Genomic DNA, 18,590 nt, shown 5'->3' on the forward strand with positions numbered 1-18,590 from the left:
GATTAAGCCTTCTTGCGGGTCAACCGGCGACAGACATCATCCAGCTGTTCCAGATCACGATACTTGATGCGCAACTCACCGCCATTCTTGCCGTGCCGGATATCCACCTGAAGGCCAAGCTGGCGCATGAGGTCCGCTTCAAGCGCTTCGGTATCGACATCCTTTTCCGGTGCCTTGGACTTGGCGGGCTTGGCTTCAAGCGTCCCGCCATCCTTGGCCCCTTTGACCAGGGCCTCAACTTCGCGAACGCTGAGGCCACGCTCCGCTGCCATTTCGATCACAGCTTCCGGATCCGGTGCCCCGAGCGCGGCGCGGGCGTGGCCTGCGGTGACCTTGCCTTCACGCACATAGGCCCTCGCGGCCTCCGGCAACTGGAGCAAGCGGAGCGTATTTGTGATGTGCACCCGGCTCTTGCCGACGCTGTTCGCCAGGCTTTCCTGCGTCCGGCCAAACCGGCTCATCAGCGCCTCATAGGCTTCGGCCTCTTCAATCGGGTTGAGGTCTGCGCGCTGGACGTTCTCGATGATTCCGATTTCCAGCAGTTCCAGCTCATCGAGGTTCCGGACGACGGCCGGAATGGATTCAAGGCCGGCAAGCCGGGCCGCGCGCCAGCGGCGTTCCCCCGCGATGATCTGGTACTTGCCCGGCTCTTTCGGATCGGGACGGACAAGGATCGCCTGCAGGATACCTTTGGTGCGGATCGATTCCGCCAATTCCTGCAGGGCCGTTTCATCAAACGTCCGGCGCGGCTGTGCAGGGTTCCGGCGGATGCTCTTGATCGAGATCTCATTGACGCCATTCGCCGACGGCGCAGCACCAGATTCCGGCTTTGCGGGCGTAGACGCTTCGACCTCACCGATCAGGGCAGACAGGCCCCGGCCGAGACGGCTTGGTTTCTGTTTCGGTTCGTTCGCCATATTGATCAGGCCGCCCGTGCCTTCTCGCGCTGAAGAACTTCCGACGCGAGGCGGATGTAAGCCTCGCTGCCGGGACAACGATAATCATAGAGGAGCGCCGGCTTGCCGAAGGATGGCGCCTCCGACAGGCGCACATTGCGCGGGATCACCGTATTGTAGACCTTGTTACCGAAGAAGGCGCGGACTTCATCAGCAACCTGATCGGAGAGATTGTTGCGGCGATCATACATGGTCAGCACAACGCCCTGGATTTCCAGGTTCGGGTTCAGGCCCTGACGAACAACATCTACGGTCCGCAGCAACTGGCTGAGGCCCTCCAGTGCCAGAAACTCGCACTGCAGCGGGACGAGCAGTGCGTCGGCCGCCGTCATGGCATTCATCGTCAGCGCCGACAGCGACGGCGGGCAATCGATGAGAATATAGTCGTAGCGCGGCAGGCCCTGCTCTTCGGCGCGATCAACATAGTTATGGAGCGCTTCGCGAAGTCGATAGGACCGATGCGGGTCTGCGGCCAGTTCCGTCTCGACGCCGGACAGGTTCTCATCCCCCGGCACGATGTCCAGGCGAGGAACGATGGTCGACAGAACCGCCTGCTCCAGCGGCAAACGATCCACGACAATATCGTAAGACGTTGTTGCGCGGTCCGTCCGCTCGATCCCAAGTCCCGTCGATGCGTTGCCCTGAGCGTCGAAGTCGACGATGAGAACACGGCGGCCAACGGCGGCGAGCGCCGTCCCGAGATTGATCGAAGTTGTTGTTTTACCGACGCCACCTTTTTGGTTCACGACGGCAAAGATTCTGGGCCTAATGCCTGCCACTTCGTAGCTCCCTGACAATCAGAATTGTACCTGACCCACCAACCCGGCTTGGAATCGCCTCATAAGCGAAGTTCCATGTTTGGCTGGCCTCCGTCAATTCTTCTTTCCAGCGTTCGCCCTTGAGGAAAAGCCCTGTTGCACCCTGTTTCAGCCATGGCGCCGCATAGTCGAGCAATTTCGGTAGCGGTGCAAAAGCTCGCGCAGTGACATAATCGGCGGCAATCGGCCCGGTGGATTCCACGCGTTCCTGACGAACGGTTGCCTTCAGGCCGGCCGCTTCAATTGCCGCACGAAGGAAAGCACATTTCTTTCCGACACTCTCGATCATGGTTACATGGCCCTCCGGCCGCGCAGCCGCGATGATCAGACCAGGAAATCCGGCGCCAGACCCGAGGTCGACGACTTTTGCGTCCTCTGGAAGATGATCCAGAAGCTGGAAACAGTCGGCGACGTGGCGGGTCCAGATCACGGGCCACTCCCGCGGTCCGATAAGATTGCTCCGCTGCCGCCAGGCATCCAGCGTGTCGATGACACGGTCGAGCCGGTCGAGTGTTTCACGTGAAACATCCTCAGCGGCCAGAAAGGCCGCGCGATCCTGGTTTTCCATATTCTAGCCTGTCTTCCGGCGGCGTTTCACATGACCGAGAAGCGCGGTTAGCGCCCCCGGCGTCACACCTTCGATACGGGACGCCTGTCCGAGTGTGGCCGGTCGGATGGCCTCGAGTTTCTGACGGACCTCGTTCGAGAGACCACCAATCGCCGAATAGTCGATCGCGTCGGGAATACGGAGAGCCTCATCCCGGCGAAGCGCTTCGACGTCCCCGGCCTGGCGTTCGATATAACCGGAGTAGAGCGCCTCGATTTCTAATTGCGCCGCGATGGCCGGATCGAAGTCCGAAAGCTCCGGCCAGACTTTGGAAAGGGTCTCGAGGGATATGTCTTTGTATCCGAGATATTCCCACGCGGTGCGGATGCGACCATCCTGATTAACATTCCACCCGGCCTCCCGGGCTTTCGCCGGGGATAATGACAGGGTTTGGAGCGTTTTTCGGGATTCCGACAGGGCCAAATGTTTCACGTGAAACATCGCCGCGCGTGTTTCACCAACGCATCCGGCTTCGATCCCTTTCTCTGTGAGCCGTTGATCGGCATTGTCCGCGCGAAGGGCGAGGCGGTATTCGGCCCGGGATGTGAACATCCGATAGGGCTCCGTCACGCCGCGGGTGATCAGATCATCGACGAGAACGCCAATATAGGCTTCAGCCCGGTCCAGAATGATTGGGTCTTTCCCGCCGGCCGCGCGGGCAGCGTTCAGACCGGCCATCAGACCCTGGGCACCAGCTTCTTCATAACCTGTCGTCCCATTGATCTGGCCTGCGAGATAAAGACCTGACAGCGCTTTCACTTCGAGTGACGCGTTCAAGGCTCGCGGATCGACGTAATCATATTCGATGGCATAGGCATGCTGGAGGATCTTCACGCTCTCCAGTCCGGGGATCGTACGGACAAAACGCTCCTGAACATCTTCTGGAAGCGACGTCGAAATGCCGTTCGGATAGACCGTGTGATCGTCGAGACCTTCCGGTTCCAGGAACACCTGATGCCGGTCGCGGTCTGCAAACCGGTTCACCTTGTCTTCAATCGACGGGCAATAGCGCGGTCCGCGCCCGGCGATTGCGCCGGAATAGACGGCGGATTGTTCCATGTTCTCTTCGATGATCGCGTGGGTTTCCTGCGTGGTCCACGTGATCCCGCAAGATATCTGCGGGACGTCGATCCGGTCGGTCATGTAAGAGAAGGGTACTGGCTCATCATCGGCGGGCTGCATTTCCAGCCGGTCCCATGCAATGGTGCGACCATCGAGACGGGCAGGCGTGCCGGTTTTCAGTCGGCCCATCGGCAGGTCCAGACTGTACAGCCGGTCCGACAGGCCGATGGCAGGCGCCTCGCCCACACGTCCGGCAGGAATCCGCTTTGCCCCGATATGGATCTCACCCTTCAGGAAAGTCCCTGTCGTGATAACGACTTTCGGCGCCCTGTATTCTTCGCCGGTCAGGCCTATCACACCTGCGACCTGGCCGTTTTCCACGATCAGGTCTTCAGCGCCATCTTCAATGACCGTCAGATTCTCATGGTTCAGGATCGCTTCCTGCATCGCCTGGCGATAGAGCTTCCGGTCGATCTGCGATCGCGGACCCCACACCGCCGGGCCTTTCGAACGGTTCAGCATCCGGAACTGGATACCCGCCTTGTCGGCCAGCCGGCCCATCAAACCATCTAGCGCGTCGATCTCCCGGACCAGATGCCCTTTGCCGAGTCCACCGATGGCCGGATTGCAGCTCATCTCACCGATTGTCGAGATCTTGTGCGTGACGAGCGCTGTCCTTGCGCCATATCGTGCGGCCGCGGATGCGGCTTCGCATCCGGCGTGGCCGCCGCCAATTACAATGACATCGAAGCGGGAGGTTCCCGTCATGGCTCTGTTCATCCTGTGGATAATGAGCGGGCTATATAACGCCGGGGGCCGCTAAACCCTAGGGGTCATTTGCCGATACAGAACTGGGAGAAGACAGCGCCCAGAATATCTTCAACACCAACCGTCCCGATCACGGCGCCCAGTTGGCGCAGGGCCATGCGCACATCTTCGGCTGCAAGTTCGGCGCCCATATCGTCTTCCAACAGCTGGCGCGCCTGAACCAGACTGGCGAGACCGGCGCTCAGTTTCTCCCTGTGCCGTGCCCGTGTAATGACCGGGGCTTCTACGGAGGCGGCGCGGTTGGAGATAAATGCTCCGATCAGGGATTCGAGTTTTTCAATCCCTTCACCGGTCGCTGCCGAGACGAGCAGGGCACCCCCTGGTGCCGACGCTCCTGACCGTTGATCGGCCTTGTTGAAGACGACGATATCCAGATCTTCAACGGGTCCTGCTGGCGTGGCAGGATTGGCGCCATCGATGACATGAATGCGGAGATCTGCTTCGCGTGCTGCACGCTCTGCCCGGCGTACACCTTCCGCTTCAACGACGTCTGCTGTCTTTCGGAGGCCTGCTGTGTCCGCCAGCCAGACGACCTGTCCACCAAGCACCAGACGGACTTCAACAACGTCCCGGGTCGTACCGGCAATATCTGTCACGATGGCCGCTTCACGCCGGGCGATCCGGTTGAGCAGGGAAGACTTGCCAGCGTTCGGCGGTCCCACGATCGCGACGCGGAACCCATCCCGGATCTTTTCGCCAATTCCCCGGTCGCCGAGTGCATCTTCGAGCTCAGCGATGATCAGATCCAGCTTGTCGAGAATCGGCCGGACCGTGTCTTCCGGCGTGTCGCCTTCGTCCGGAAAATCGACCATGACTTCGATCAGCGCGAGCACACCTGTCAGCTCTGCGCGCCAGCGATCATAGGTCTCTGTCAGGCCGCCTGTCAGCTGGCGCAGGGCCTGGGCTTTTTGCGCTTCCGTTTCGGCCTCGATGATATCGGCCACGCCCTCAGCTTCTGTCAGGTCCAGCTTGCCAGCCTCGAAGGCGCGGCGTGTGAACTCTCCAGGCTCCGCCAGGCGAACCCCAGGCTGCCGGGACAGCGCCTCAAGTGAGTGTTTGATCACTGCGGGCCCACCATGAAGATAGAGCTCCAGCGTGTCCTCGCCTGTGTAGGAATGCGGCCCCGGCATGAACAGGGCGAGGCCCTCATCAATCAGGTTTCCGTCTTCATCGCGAAACCGGGTGAGAGTGGCATGGCGCGGTTCCGGCAACCCGCACTCGAGCAGGGCGCCGGCAATTTTCCAGACGCGGTCGCCCGACAGACGGAGAATGCAGATGGCGGCCGGGGGCTGGCCCGAAGCGAGGGCGCAGATCGTGTCGCGCTCGCTCATGACCAAACGCCTCCGATCAGTTTTTCATCGCTTCGAAGAATTCGTCGTTCGTCTTCGTCTGACGCAGCTTGTCGATCAGGAAGTCGATGGCATCGTTTGTGCCCATCGGTCCCAGAATACGGCGAAGGATATAGATCTTCGACAGCTGGTCCTGCGGCGTGATGAGTTCTTCTTTCCGCGTTCCGGACTTCATGATGTCGATGGCCGGGAAGGTCCGCTTGTCGGCAATCTTCCGGTCGAGCACGACTTCGGAGTTACCGGTGCCTTTGAATTCCTCGAAGATGACTTCGTCCATCCGGCTGCCCGTATCGATCAGAGCGGTTGCGACGATGGTCAGCGACCCACCGTTTTCGACGTTCCGCGCGGCACCGAAGAAACGCTTCGGCCGCTGCAGGGCGTTGGCGTCGACACCGCCGGTCAGGACCTTGCCGGAGGAGGGGACCGTCGTGTTGTAGGCCCGGCCAAGACGCGTAATCGAGTCGAGCAGGATCACGACGTCGCGTTTGTGCTCAACAAGACGCTTGGCCTTCTCGATCACCATTTCGGCGACCTGGACGTGGCGGGTAGCCGGCTCGTCAAAGGTCGAAGCAACAACTTCGCCCTTCACCGTACGGCGCATGTCTGTCACTTCTTCCGGTCGCTCGTCGATCAGCAGGACGATCAGGTAGCATTCCGGGTGATTCTCTTCGATGGCCGACGCTATGTTCTGCAGCAGCACCGTCTTACCGGTCCGCGGCGGCGCAACGATCAGGGCGCGCTGGCCTTTGCCGATCGGCGCGACGATATCGATGACGCGGCCGGAACGGTCTTTCCGGGTCGGATCCTGGCTTTCCATGCGCAGGCGTTCTTCCGGATAGAGCGGCGTAAGATTGTCGAAGTGGACTTTCTTGTTGGCCTTGTCCGGTTCTTCGAAGTTGATCCGCGAAACGTCAGTCAGGGCGAAGTAACGCTCGCTGTCCTGCGGGGCCACAATCGGCCCTTCGACCGTGTCACCTGTACGGATATTGCCCTTTTTGAGAACTTCCGGGCTGACATAGATATCGTCCGGGCCGGGTAGGTAGTTGGATTCCGGTGAGCGCAGGAAGCCAAAGCCATCGGTCAGGACTTCCAGCACGCCCTGGCCAGTGATTTCCACTTCGCTGTCGGCCAGCTCCTTCAGGATTGCGAACAACATATCCTGCGTCCGCATCGAGGAGGCGTTCTCGACTTCCAGTTCTTCCGCGTAGGCGAGCAGCTCTTCCGGAGACTTCGCTTTGAGTTCACGAAGAGTCACGCTTGTGACGTTGTCGAGCATCGAAGAGGCCATGCCGATGGATTCCAATTGTAGGGGTCTGCGGGAGACGGATTTTGGGAGGCCCGGGCGACGGGAAAGATGTCGCAAGGCACAAGGACTGTGCACCGGATTGACGGGCTTATGGGCTCAGGATGCCCTGTTCGTCAAGAGTTCGCGCGCAACCGGCTCGGTCAGAGCGGTCGAACCAGGACCATGATCACAACGACAATCATCATCAGGAACGGCACTTCGTTCAGCATGCGCAGAGTCTTCGCAGACACTTTCGACGTACCGCGGTCAATTCGCTTGCCAACATAAACATAGTAACCGTGCATGGCGGTGATCAGGGTCACGAACAACAGTTTCACATGCATCCACGGCTGAGACAGAAGGGCCGGGTTCATCCACAACATAAGCCCGCCGAATACCCAGATCAGGATAATCGAAGGGTTCATGACGATCAGGCGCAGCCTGTTGGCAGCAGACTTCATGGTTTCAAACAGGGGTTCGCCAGGCTGGCTCGCCAGTTGGTGGATCTTGTAGCGCGGATAAATCATCAGGCTCGCCATCGTGGCGATGACGAAGATCAAATGTGCGGACTTGATCCAGTTGTAGAGCATATCTGCCGATCCTTCAGGATTGCGGATTGATTGCCTGGCCGGCTTTGCGGACTGGCTGTTTGTGTGGACATCCGCTGAACTCATGGGGGCAGAGCCGGTCGCCGCCACAGGAACGCATTGGCGTTTTCATGCCCAGCGCTTCCAGCGTTTCGCCAGCCAGCATGGAAATGAATTCCGGATGAGTGCCCAGCGCCTCGACACGCGTATAGCTCGCTGCGCCATGTTCTTCCGCAACGAGGCGGTACTCTTCGCCAAGCTCGACCAGGGTTTCGATATGCTCCGACACGAAGGCGATTGGGGCGATCAGGATGTTTTTCCCGGCCTTCGATTTCTCGGCGATCACTTCCTCGGTCGGCGGGCCGATCCATTTCAGTGGGCCAACCCGGGACTGGTAGCAGGCAGTGACCTCCCAATCACGCGGCACACGCCCCGTGATCATCTCCGCCATGGTTTCGCATTGCCACTGATAGGGATCTCCGTCTTTCACGATCTTTTCCGGCAGACCGTGCGCGGACAGGAGCAGGGAGACATTCTCCGGCCGGCCGGCTTTTTCCCAGGCCTGCATGATCCGCTCGACGTGAGCCGAAACGAAGTTTTCCTCAAACGGGTAACAACAAACGGTCCGGACCGGATCCTTGTAAGCCTTCTTCCAGGCTGTCAGCGAGGACCCCGTCGTCGTCGTGGAGAATTGTGGATAGAGCGGCAACAGGATGACTTCATCCGCGCCCCAGGCTTTCACATCCTTCGCAGCCTGCTCAGTGAATGGATACCAATAGCGCATGGCGATGAAACAGCGCACCTCGTCTTCTGGTAGCCGCTTCGCCAATTCTGCCTGTAACGCTTCAGCCTGTTCCATTGTTTCAGGGAGAAGGGGAGACCCGCCGCCCGCATCCATCATCGCATAATTCTTGATCACGCTTGGGGCCCGCGTGCGCGAGATCAGCCGCGCCAGGAACCATCGGATTGGCAGCGGTGCAGTGATGATGGCCGGATCGCGGAACAGGTTCTTCAGGAATGGACGGACAGACTCTGCCTTGTCCGGTCCACCCAGATTGAACAATACGACGGCGATTTTCCGGCCCATACTCATCCTCCCCGAAGAATCTCCAGAACGCGCTCGACGTTTACGATTGGCGTCTCCGGACGGACGCCATGGCCAAGATTGAAGATATGGGGGCGGTTGGAATAAGCTGCCATCAATTCCCGTACCCGGTCGTCCAGGCGCGAACCGCCTTCGATCAGTAGCAGGGGATCGAGATGGCCCTGAACCGGCATGTCAGCTGGAAGCGCAGAATTCACGAAGGAAGGCACAGCCGCCGTGTCGAGCCCGACCGCGGTCACGCCGGTCTCCTTGGCATAGGCTTCCAGCATGACGCCTGCGCCCCTCGGGAAACCGATCACCGGCACGGTTACACCGCGCTCGCGGAGGCGGGCGACCAGCTTCTTGGTTGGTGCGATGATGACTTCGCGAAAAATATTGTCCGGCAGGCCTTCTGCCCAGCTGTCAAACAGCATCAGCGCTTCGGCACCGGCTTCCACCTGGCGGGCGAGATACTCCACCGTCGCTTCGCCAACCTTGTCCATGACCGCTGCCAGATCTTCCGGCCGGCCATGTGCCCAACGCCAGGCATCGGACTTGTCGGTCTTTCCGCGCCCCTCGATGGCATAAAGGCTGACCGTCCAGGGCGACCCGGCAAACCCGATCAATGCTGTTTCCGTCGGCAGGCCCTCTCGCACACGGGACACGGTTTCATAGATGGGAGACAATCTGTCGGCCGCTTTGACAGCCGGTACGCGGTCGAGGTCAGCCGGTCCGGAAATCTGTTCTACCAGCGGACCAACGCCTTTTTCGAATTTCACGCCCAATCCCATCGCGTCCAGGATCAGCAGAATATCGGCAAACAGGATCGCTCCATCCATCCCGTAGCGGCGAATGGGTTGAAGCGTCGCCTCAGCTGCCATCGAAGGCGTGTAACAGAAGTCGAGGAAATTCTTCGCCCGGGACCGGAGCTCAAGATATTCGGGCAAGTGCCGCCCAGCCTGGCGCATCATCCAAACTGGTGGCTGTTCAAATCGCTCTCCACCGAGAACCTGAAGCAATTTTTTCGATCCATCGGTGCCCATGGCAATTTTCCCAAAAACAAAAAACAAGCCCGTCAGGGCGCTTATGACTATTAGACGGTGAGTCCGTGGGAAAAAGGGTGATGTGCGGATTTGTCCAGAGAATTCCACACAGGAGTCACAGGTTGGCAGACAGGATTAAGGGGGTCTTAACACCCGGGATTCAATAGTTAACCAAACGTAAACGGGCCAATTGGAGTCACAGGCCGGAACGGAAGGTGATTCCGCGGAGTCGGATTCCCCCACCTGTGGGATTTTTGTGATTCCAGCGGGACAAAAAGCGCTATCCACAGGCGAGTCACAGGTCTTGTGAAATCCCCAAACCTCGGCAAGACAAGGAGACCATGACTCGGTCCCAACGCCCCAGCATCTATTTCAATGTGCATCTCGTCTCCGATTCCACGGGCGAGACACTGAACGCCATCCAGCGCGCGGCCTGCGCCCAGTTCGAGAATGTGCAGGCGCTGGAGCACAATTATTACCTTGTCCGGTCCGAACGCCAGCTGGAACGCGTGATGCGTGAGATCGAAGCCGCGCCCGGCGTGGTCTGGTACACAATCTCTGACGAGGTTCTGCGCGGACGGCTGGAATCTTTCTGCCGCGAGAAATCCATTCCGACACTGCCGGTGCTGGACGCCTCCATTGCCATGCTCAGCCGCCACCTCGGCATTTCGGCCAACCAGAAAGTCGCCGGACAGCACGCGCTGGACGAAGACTATTTCGAACGCATGGAGGCGATAAATTTCACGTTGGCGCATGATGACGGCCAGAATGTTGAAAGCCTGACCGGCGCCGATGTGATCCTGCTGGGCGTAAGCCGGACCTCCAAGACGCCAACCTGTGTGTATCTCGCCAACCGGAAAGTCCGTGCCGGGAATATTCCGCTTGTACCAGGGGTGCAGCTCCCGCCACACATAGAGAAGATGGGCGACAAAGGCCCAATGATTGTAGGGCTCAAGATCAGCGCTGAACGTCTTGTGCAGATCCGCCGCGCGCGTCTGATCTCATTGAATCAGGACGAGCACACAATCTATGCCGACGAAGACGCCGTGCGCGATGAAGTGACCCAGGCCAACCGCCTGTTCCAGCGCAACAAGTGGCGGACGATCGATGTCTCCCGCCGCTCGGTCGAAGAAACGGCCGCCGCAATTCTGAACATGCTGAACGAACGCCGGGGGCATCTGTGAGTCTTGAAGTGATTCTTGCGTCCGGCAGCGAAAGCCGCCGGCGATTGCTGACCTCTGCTGGTGTGGATGCCACAGCTGTTCGCCCGAACGTCGATGAAGATGCAATGAAAGCCGGGTTGCGCGCCGAAGGCCTTCCCGTGCGCGATCAGGCCATGCGGCTTGCTGAACTGAAAGCCATCAAGATATCCCAGCGCCAGCCGGGGCTTGTCATCGGCGGAGACCAGATGCTCGCCCTCGGTGACGAAGCTTTCGACAAGCCGAAGGACCTGGATGGGGCACGCGATCATCTGCGCAAACTGTCCGGTAAGGCGCATACGCTCGAGACGGCCATTGTCGTATGTGAAAACGGCCAGCCTGTCTGGAGACACCTCGCACGGCCACGGCTCACCATGCGCCCGCTCAGCGAGGACTTCATCGAACAATATGTCGAGCAGGTGGGCGAGGCGCTTCTGTCCACTGTCGGTGCTTACCAACTGGAGAGCCTCGGCGCGCAGCTCTTCAACAAGATCGAGGGGGACTACTTCTCCATTCTCGGCCTGCCATTGCTGCCATTGCTTGATTATCTCCGCATCCGGGGGGTGCTGCCGTCATGACCTGGCTGCTGGGTGTGATCGGCGATCCGGTCTCGCATTCGCTATCTCCTGTGATCCACAATATGTGGATCCGCGAACACGGCTTCGATGCGAGCTATGAAGCGCTGCGGGTTGAGCGCGGAAATCTTGGAAGTGCGCTCGAAACGCTTTCGAAACGCAACGCCCTCGGCTTCAACATCACTCTTCCGCACAAGGAAGATGCGCTGGAGCTGGCAGATGAAACAAGCGACATCGCGCGCCGCATCGGTGCCGCAAACACGCTGATACGCCGGGAGCAGGGGGGGTGGCGCGCCGAGAACACGGATGCGCCCGGCTTTGTGCGTAGCTTGCTGGATGCCGGTATCGAAGTGGCCGGATGCCGGGTGACCTTGCTGGGGGCCGGTGGTTCTGCCCGCGCGGTCGCCATCAGCCTGATGGACCTGCGCGCCGAGATTACCATCGCGAACCGGACCCGCGAACGTGCGGAAACGTTGGTTTCCGAGACGGGCATCACCGCGGATATCTGCTCACTGGAACAGGGAATCTCTGAAGCGGCGACGGCCGATGTCGTGATCAACACGCTCAGCCTTGGGCATTCAGGTAAAAGCCTCGACTTGCCGGAAGCCACCGGCCAGTATTTCTACGACATCTCTTACGGCAAGCCCGCTGCGGCCATCCGGGCAGAGGCGCTGGCCAAGAACTGGCAGCCGATGGACGGGCTTGGCATGCTGGTGGCGCAGGCAGCGTACAGCTTTGAACACTGGTTCGGTGTTTTGCCGGACACCAAGGAAGCGTTGGCCCATTGCCGCAAGCTCGTGGAGGTAACGACGTGATCATCCTCGGCCTCACAGGTTCCATCGGAATGGGGAAATCTGCCACAGCCACGCTGTTCCGGGATGAGGGCGTGCCGGTCTATGATGCCGATGCGGCTGTCCACCAGCTCTACCAAAAGGGCGGCGCGGCTGTGGACCCGGTCGAAGCGGCCTTTCCCGGTGTAAAGGTCGAAGACGCCATCGACCGCACTTTGCTGCGCGAACGCGTACTGAACGATTCTGCGGCGATGAAACGGCTGGAAAGCATCGTCCATCCGCTTGCCGGCGCCGCGCAGCAGGATTTCCGGGAAGCCGCCCGGAAATCGGGTGCGGCCTTTGCGGTCCTGGATATTCCGCTGCTCTACGAGACCGGCGGGTCAGGCTATTGCGACTATGTACTCGTCGTTTCAGCGCCGCCGGAAGTGCAGCGCGAACGCGTTCTTTCCCGTCCGGGCGTCACGGAAGAAACCTTCGAAGCCATTCTGAAGCGCCAGGTGCCGGATGCCGAAAAGCGCGCCAAAGCGGATTTTATCCTGTCGACAGCGCATGGGTTCGAGTTTGCACGCGATCATGTTCGCGCCATAGTAGCCCTGATGAATCGCAAGGCCGCAGGGGACAATGCATGAGTCAGATCCGCGAGATTGCTTTCGATACCGAGACCACGGGCCTCAACCCCAATGAGGGCGACAGGATCATCGAGCTCGGCGCTGTCGAGATGATCAACCACATCCCGTCGGGCCGCACTTTCCGGACGCTGATCAATCCGGGCCGGGAAGTGTCCGCGGATACGGTTCGCATCACCGGCATCACCGATGATGACCTCAAGGATGCGCCACCGTTTGAGGCGCCGGAAGTGATCGATGCGTTTCTGGCGTTCATCGGCGACGCCACGCTGGTTGCTCACAATGCCGGATTTGACCGGTCATTCCTGAACATGGAACTGGGCCGGTGCGGGCGGGACCCGATTCCGGATGACCGATGGGTGGACACGGCGGCGATGGCTCGCCGTAAGTTCCCCGGCGCACCCGCCAGCCTCGACGCGCTTTGCAAGCGCTTCGACATCTCGCTGGAAAGCCGGACCTTCCACGGGGCTCTGCTGGACAGCCAGCTGCTCGCGGCGGTGTACCTGGAGCTCATGGGCGGACGGGCCCGGGCGTTTTCGTTTGAGGCCGTCGTCGAAACCGAAATCGTGGAAGAGTTCCAGCCTGCGCGCCAGCGTCCCAAATCGCTCGCATCCCGGCTGACCGAGGATGAAAAAGCCGCCCACGAGGCGTTCGTGAGCGACCTTGGCGATGAAGCTTTCTGGAAGCGTTACGCGTCCTGAGCGGGCGGCGCCTGGCCTGAAGCGGCGGCGGCTTCCTGCGCGCGGCGGTATTGCTGCTGATAAAGCTGCACGAAATCGACGGGATCGATCAGCAGGGGCGGGAAACCGCCTTCGCGCGTGATCTCTGCCACGATGCGGCGGGCAAACGGGAACAGCAGCCGCGGGCATTCGATCAGCAGCAGCGGCTCAAGCTGGGCCTGCGGCACGTTCTGAAGCTGGAACAGGCCGGCATAGTCGAGCTCGGTGATGAAAAGCACCGTGCCGTCTGCGACAGCTTTGGCCGACAATTTCAGCGAGACTTCGTAAAGCCCGTTTCCGTCGGCATGCGGGGTTGCGCCGACATCGATGCCAAGATCGATATTCGGCTGGGACTGCACCGCTGGATGCCCCGGATTCTCGAAGGACAGGTCCTTCACATACTGGCCGAGCACGCGCAGACCCGCCGGGGTCGCGCCGTTCTGGCCTTGGTTTGGTGCTTGCGGCGCACTTGTATCAGTCATGTCTACCTCCCAACTCTACCGGGCGGGCGCTAGCATGCGGCCCCTTAACGCGCAATGATCACTGGCACTTCCAGCCTGTCGGCCCTATCTTGGGGGTTGAGTGAACACGAATGCAAGGACACGCCACCACCAATGGACCCCGTGATGCAAGTCATGATCCTGGCAGCAGTTGCGCTGTTTGTCCTGTCGCGCCTGTATTTTGCGCTCGGCAAGGGCGACAATGACAATCCCGTGAAGCGGCCGTCCCCGGCAACTGCTGGCGATGAAGCGCCCAACCAGGCGAAAACCCGCGATGATGCAATGGCCCATGCAGATAAGCCGATATTCACCGGTCCGGCTGCAGGCGGACTCGAAGAAATCTACAATGTCGATCGCAGCTTCAGCACACCTGCATTCATGAGAGGCGCTCGCGCAGCGTATGAAATCATCGTTTCGGCCTTTGCCCGCGGCGATCGTGACAAGCTCCGCCCCATGCTGGACGACGATGTTTACGAAGCCTGGGATGCGGCCATTTCCGAACGGACGCCGGACCAGCCGGGCTTTGAGCTGCTGCGCATCCGCAAGGCGGAGATCGAAAGCGCAGAACTGGACGGGGACATCGCGCGGGTTGCGGTTCGCTACGAAGCCGAACTGGGCGATGGTGAAATGGTGCGTACTGCGAAGGAAATCTGGACCTTCATGCGCAATGTCCGGGCAGATGATCCAAACTGGATTCTGGACGACGTCGAAGTCGCCAACTAGGGCCCGCCGGCACAACATTTCCGGGTGACACTTCAGCCGGAAGCACGCCATAAAGCGTGCATGTGGCTGCGTTTCCGTTCGTTTATCCTCCTGATCCTGCTGGCCGCCTGTCAGACCCAGCCTGCACCGATCAAGGTGATCACGCCTCCGGCGCCTGAAGCGCCACTGCCGGCCGCACCTCCGCAACTTCCGGCATGGGAAACGCCTGCTGCTTTTTCCGACCTGCCTGACTGGCCTGCTGCCAGACTCGAAGCGGCAGTCAGCGCGTTCAAGCGCTCATGCGAAAAGTTTTCCGGCCTGGAGATCACAGCTTATCTTTCCGATGCTGCACCTTGGGCTGGGCGGGTGGAAGATTGGGCCGAGCCTTGCGGCGCCCTCTCCGCGGCCCGCAGCGACGATGAAGCCCGCGCCCTGATCGAACAGGTCTTTGTGCCGATCGAAATCATCCCGCCGGATGGCGCGCGCAAGTTCACAGGTTATTTCGAACCGACCTATGAGGCGCGCCGGACGCCGACACCGCCCTTCACCGAACCCGTCCCGGCCTTGCCGTCTGACCTCATTCCGAACAATGGCAAGCCGTTGCAGCGCCTGCCGAACGGCACAACGCGGCCCTATCCCTCGCGGGCCCAGATCACGACGTCGGGTGTTCAGGCAATTGCTTATGCCCATCCGGCCGATGTGTTCTTCCTCCAGATCCAGGGCTCCGGTCGGCTGACCTTCCCGGATGGCACGACTATGCGCGCGGTCTATGCGGCGCATAATGGGCACAAGTTCAAATCGACCGCTAACTGGTTGATCCGTACCGGACGCATCTCCAGCGGGGAGGCCAGCATGCAGGGCATCCGTGCCTGGATGAACCGGGCCGGGCCGGCGGAGACGCGAATGGCGATGAACCAGAATCCGCGCTTTGTGTTCTTCAGGGCTGAAGCGGAAGGCGACCCTGCTTTAGGGCCCGTCGGCGCGGAAGGTGTTCCGCTGACACCGCTTGGCTCGATGGCTGTCGATACGAGCCTTCATCCACTTGGCGTGCCCATGTTTGTGCAGACCACTGCGCCGGGCCTCGGCGGGGGCTGGTCTGGCATGCTGGTGGCGCAGGATACCGGCGGCGCGATCAAGGGCGCCGTGCGCGGCGACATCTATTTCGGCACGGGCACCGAAGCGGGAGACCGCGCCGGAACGATGAATGCGCCAGGGCGCCTTTGGGTTTTCCTGCCGCGTGCCGTGGCGCAGCGGATGCGGACCGAAGGCTATGCCAGCCTCGACATGATCCCGCCGGCGCCGTAAGGGGCGGGCATGAGCCACCGTCGCCTGACCCCTGATGAAGCCCGCGCCTGGGCCCGCGTTGCGCGGACGGTGAAGCCGATCGGTCCGAAGACGGAAGATATTGAAACCTTCATCGACGCGCTGGAGCATGGCGAGCCGGTGCTGCGCCATGGCAAGGCGAAACCGCCACCCGCACCGCCGGAAAAGCCCATGCCGAAAGCGGTAAAATCTCCAGCGGTGCCGCAGAACCGGGCTAACGAGAAGCGCGTGCGCCGGGGAAAGCTGGAACTGGCTGGCCGGTTCGATCTGCATGGTCATACCCAAATCAGTGCCGATGCGGCGTTGCCGGCATTCCTCGCCCGGAAACAGGCGGAAGGCGCGCGCTGTGTGCTGGTTATTACAGGCAAGGGGAAAGGCGGGGAGGGCGTCCTGCGCCGCAACTTCCTGCGCTGGCTGGAGATGCCTGCGGCGCGGGCGCTCGTGTCCGGATATTCCGAAGCGCATCTGCGACATGGCGGGTCGGGTGCCTGGTATGTGTTCCTGAGGCAGACTTAGCGCGGATCACGCATGTGCATTGCCGGACCAAACCGGACCGCGTCATGACTATATCGGACTTATCCGGATTATCGCAGACTCAGGCGGACATGAAAAAAGCCGGCACCCGAAGAGCGCCGGCTTTCTTTTTGGACGGGTATGCCCGGATCAGCTGAAGTCGCGGAACACGTCGTCGGCGGAGACGTCTTTTTTCGCGGCGTCTTCTTCCGACGTGTCGTAGGCGTCCGGATCGTCCTGGGCCGGGGCGAGGCCCGGACCCTCGCTGCGCAGGGCTTTCTCGGCTTCCATCTTGCGGCGCTTTTCGGCCGATTTCGCGATCACTTCGTCGAGCTCGATCTGGGTGCAGAGGCCGAGCGTCACCGGGTCGACTGGGCGGATGTTCGGCGAGTTCCAGTGGCTCTTGTCGCGTACATTGTTGATCGTCGACTTGGTGGTGCCGATCAGCTTGGAGATCTGCGCGTCGGAGACTTCCGGGTGGTTGCGGATGAACCATGCCACGGCGTCCGGCTTGTCTTGGCGGCGGATGACCGGGGTGTAGCGGCTGCCCTTGCGCTTCGGCTGCGGGATGTGGGCGATTTTCGACTCTGCCACTTTCAGGCGGTAGCTCTCGTCATTCTCGCCGCGCTGGATTTCCTCGCGCGAGAGTATGCCGCCGGCGATCGGGTCGACGCCGCGCATGTTCTCGGCCACGTCGCCATCGGCGATGCCTTTGACTTCAAGGTGGTGCAGGCCGCAGAAATCCGCGATCTGGGCAAAGGTGAGGCTGGTATTGTCGAGCAGCCAGACGGCGGTGGCCTTCGGCATGAGGACTTCGGACATGAGGCTCTCCCTGTTGTTTTTACGCCGCCTGAAATGCAGCCGCCCGGCACGTCGTGCCGGGCGGTTGAGGTCAGGCGCGTGCTGAACCTTGCCCGTTTCTATAGTACAGCTGCCCTGTATTGGAAAGGCATCAGCCACAGGGGTCTGTAAATTTGGCCTTTTTTACCAGGACAGCAGGATTTTCCCGGAATGGGTGCCGGAGGCCATCAGCTGGTGGGCCTGTTCGGCGTCTGCGGCGGGGAAGACTTTCTGCAGCACCGGAATGATCGCACCGCTGGCTATGTGCGGCCAGAAATCGGCTTCGACCGCGTCGCGGATACGCTTTTTCTCCGGCAGAGGCCGGGCCCGCAGTGTCGTGGCCGCCAGCGTCAGGCGCTTCATCAGGACCGGGGCGAAATTGACGTTCGCCTGGAAGCCGTTCTGGTAAGCGATGTTGATGATCCGCCCGTCCGGATTGGCCGCGGATATGTTCTTCTGGATGTAATCGCCGCCGACCATGTCGAGCGTGACGTCGGATCCGCCTTCGGCTTTGACGATCTCGGCGAAATCCTCGGTCTTGTAGTTGATCGCGCGGGTCGCGCCGAGGCTGGTGGCCAGCTGGCATTTCTCGTCCGTCCCGGCCGTGGCGAAGATCTTCGCGGCGCCTGCCGCCTTTGCCATCTGGATGGCCATCACGCCGATGCCTGATGTGCCGCCATGGCATAGAAAATTCTCCCCGGCCTTCAGGCCGACACGGTCGAACACATTGGCCCAGACCGTCATCATCGCTTCCGGCAGGCATGCGGCCTGGTCGAGGCTCATGCCCTCCGGCACCGGGAAGAGGGAGCCCTCATCGACGGCGACATATTCGGCATAGCCGCCGCCAGCCAGAAGACCGCAGACCTTGTCGCCCGCTTTCCAGCGCGTAACACCGCTGCCGACAGCTTCGACCGTGCCGGAGATTTCCAGGCCGAGGATGGTCGAGGCACCAGGCGGCGGGGGATAGGCGCCGGCTCTCTGGACGAGATCCGCGCGGTTCAGGCCGGAAAAGGCCGTCTTTACCAGAACCTCGTTTTCGCCCGGTTCCGGCTTTGGCAGGTCCGCGAGGTAAAGCGGCCCGTCCTTTTCGATTTCGACGGCTTTCATCGTCTCGCCCATGTGCATGACTCCCGTGTTGAGGAGTCGCATGTAAGGGCAGTTTCTGCTTTGATGAACCCCAAGA

Annotated in this window: 20 protein-coding genes; 8 read left to right on the top strand and 12 right to left on the bottom strand. The window is 60.7% G+C overall.

The window, feature by feature from the left end; translation table 11 throughout:
- Positions 1–2 precede the first annotated feature (2 nt).
- From HY17_RS12500 to hemE, 9 genes are all read right to left on the bottom strand, one after another.
- Entirely contained in the window at positions 3–917 is a 915-nt protein-coding gene (locus HY17_RS12500; RefSeq protein WP_034766935.1) for a ParB/RepB/Spo0J family partition protein, read from the bottom strand.
- A gap of 5 nt (positions 918–922) precedes the next feature.
- On the bottom strand, positions 923–1,726 hold the full coding sequence (locus HY17_RS12505; protein ID WP_034767098.1) for a ParA family protein: 804 nt from the start codon (positions 1,724–1,726) through the stop codon (positions 923–925).
- Positions 1,722–2,342 (bottom strand): 16S rRNA (guanine(527)-N(7))-methyltransferase RsmG, encoded by a 621-nt coding sequence (gene rsmG / locus HY17_RS12510; RefSeq protein ID WP_051600049.1) that lies wholly within the window; start codon positions 2,340–2,342, stop codon positions 1,722–1,724. The genes HY17_RS12505 and rsmG overlap by 5 nt, the downstream gene beginning before the upstream one ends.
- Positions 2,343–2,345: 3 nt before the next feature.
- Positions 2,346–4,211: a tRNA uridine-5-carboxymethylaminomethyl(34) synthesis enzyme MnmG gene (gene mnmG / locus HY17_RS12515; protein WP_034766937.1), complete on the bottom strand. Its 1,866-nt coding sequence runs from the start codon at positions 4,209–4,211 to the stop codon at positions 2,346–2,348.
- A 65-nt stretch (positions 4,212–4,276) separates the two neighbouring features.
- Positions 4,277–5,602: a tRNA uridine-5-carboxymethylaminomethyl(34) synthesis GTPase MnmE gene (gene mnmE / locus HY17_RS12520; protein WP_034766938.1), complete on the bottom strand. Its 1,326-nt coding sequence runs from the start codon at positions 5,600–5,602 to the stop codon at positions 4,277–4,279.
- Between the two features lie 16 nt (positions 5,603–5,618).
- Positions 5,619–6,908, bottom strand: a complete 1,290-nt coding sequence (gene rho / locus HY17_RS12525) for a transcription termination factor Rho (RefSeq protein WP_369802201.1) — start codon at positions 6,906–6,908, stop codon at positions 5,619–5,621.
- Positions 6,909–7,066: 158 nt separating this feature from the next.
- Positions 7,067–7,495, bottom strand: a complete 429-nt coding sequence (locus HY17_RS12530) for a CopD family protein (protein WP_034766940.1) — start codon at positions 7,493–7,495, stop codon at positions 7,067–7,069.
- Between the two features lie 13 nt (positions 7,496–7,508).
- Complete coding sequence (hemH, locus tag HY17_RS12535) at positions 7,509–8,579, bottom strand: ferrochelatase (RefSeq protein WP_034766942.1); 1,071 nt, start codon at positions 8,577–8,579, stop codon at positions 7,509–7,511.
- A 2-nt stretch (positions 8,580–8,581) separates the two neighbouring features.
- Positions 8,582–9,619, bottom strand: coding sequence for a uroporphyrinogen decarboxylase (gene hemE / locus HY17_RS12540; protein ID WP_034766944.1), 1,038 nt, complete (start codon positions 9,617–9,619; stop codon positions 8,582–8,584).
- 341 nt (positions 9,620–9,960) lie between these two features.
- Between hemE and HY17_RS12545 the strand changes: the two genes are divergently transcribed.
- From HY17_RS12545 to dnaQ, 5 genes are read left to right on the top strand one after another with little or no spacing between them, the layout of a single operon-like run.
- The gene (locus tag HY17_RS12545) at positions 9,961–10,803 is read left to right on the top strand and encodes a pyruvate, water dikinase regulatory protein (protein ID WP_034766945.1); all 843 of its coding nucleotides are present in this window, start codon (positions 9,961–9,963) and stop codon (positions 10,801–10,803) included.
- The gene (locus tag HY17_RS12550) at positions 10,800–11,396 is read left to right on the top strand and encodes a Maf family protein (protein ID WP_034766946.1); all 597 of its coding nucleotides are present in this window, start codon (positions 10,800–10,802) and stop codon (positions 11,394–11,396) included. The genes HY17_RS12545 and HY17_RS12550 overlap by 4 nt, the downstream gene beginning before the upstream one ends.
- Positions 11,393–12,208, top strand: a complete 816-nt coding sequence (gene aroE, locus HY17_RS12555) for a shikimate dehydrogenase (protein WP_034766947.1) — start codon at positions 11,393–11,395, stop codon at positions 12,206–12,208. The genes HY17_RS12550 and aroE overlap by 4 nt, the downstream gene beginning before the upstream one ends.
- Positions 12,205–12,813 (top strand): dephospho-CoA kinase, encoded by a 609-nt coding sequence (gene coaE / locus HY17_RS12560; protein WP_034766948.1) that lies wholly within the window; start codon positions 12,205–12,207, stop codon positions 12,811–12,813. The genes aroE and coaE overlap by 4 nt, the downstream gene beginning before the upstream one ends.
- Positions 12,810–13,511 carry a DNA polymerase III subunit epsilon gene (gene dnaQ / locus HY17_RS12565; protein WP_034766950.1) on the top strand — a complete coding sequence of 234 codons (702 nt, stop codon included), beginning with the start codon at positions 12,810–12,812 and terminating at the stop codon, positions 13,509–13,511. Before coaE ends, dnaQ begins: the two co-directional genes overlap by 4 nt.
- Here dnaQ and secB read toward each other — a convergent pair.
- On the bottom strand, positions 13,499–14,011 hold the full coding sequence (gene secB, locus HY17_RS12570; protein WP_034766952.1) for a protein-export chaperone SecB: 513 nt from the start codon (positions 14,009–14,011) through the stop codon (positions 13,499–13,501). The two genes, dnaQ and secB, sit on opposite strands and share 13 nt — an antisense overlap.
- Positions 14,012–14,164: 153 nt before the next feature.
- Between secB and HY17_RS12575 the strand changes: the two genes are divergently transcribed.
- The 3 genes from HY17_RS12575 to HY17_RS12585 are packed head-to-tail and all read left to right on the top strand — an operon-like array spanning position 14,165 to position 16,570.
- On the top strand, positions 14,165–14,752 hold the full coding sequence (locus HY17_RS12575) for a Tim44/TimA family putative adaptor protein (RefSeq protein WP_233348781.1): 588 nt from the start codon (positions 14,165–14,167) through the stop codon (positions 14,750–14,752).
- Between the two features lie 60 nt (positions 14,753–14,812).
- Entirely contained in the window at positions 14,813–16,036 is a 1,224-nt protein-coding gene (locus HY17_RS12580) for a murein transglycosylase A (RefSeq protein WP_034766956.1), read from the top strand.
- A 9-nt stretch (positions 16,037–16,045) separates the two neighbouring features.
- A complete protein-coding gene (locus tag HY17_RS12585) occupies positions 16,046–16,570 on the top strand; it encodes a Smr/MutS family protein (protein WP_034766958.1) in 525 nt (174 codons plus the stop codon).
- Between the two features lie 147 nt (positions 16,571–16,717).
- Here the strand turns inward: HY17_RS12585 and HY17_RS12590 are convergent, their stop codons facing one another.
- Both HY17_RS12590 and HY17_RS12595 read right to left on the bottom strand, forming a co-directional pair.
- Positions 16,718–17,389, bottom strand: a complete 672-nt coding sequence (locus HY17_RS12590) for a DUF1013 domain-containing protein (RefSeq protein WP_034766961.1) — start codon at positions 17,387–17,389, stop codon at positions 16,718–16,720.
- Positions 17,390–17,551: 162 nt separating this feature from the next.
- On the bottom strand, positions 17,552–18,556 hold the full coding sequence (locus HY17_RS12595; RefSeq protein WP_233348783.1) for an NAD(P)H-quinone oxidoreductase: 1,005 nt from the start codon (positions 18,554–18,556) through the stop codon (positions 17,552–17,554).
- Positions 18,557–18,590 lie beyond the last annotated feature (34 nt).

The organism is Hyphomonas sp. CY54-11-8 (assembly GCF_000682735.1).
GTDB lineage: Bacteria > Pseudomonadota > Alphaproteobacteria > Caulobacterales > Hyphomonadaceae > Hyphomonas.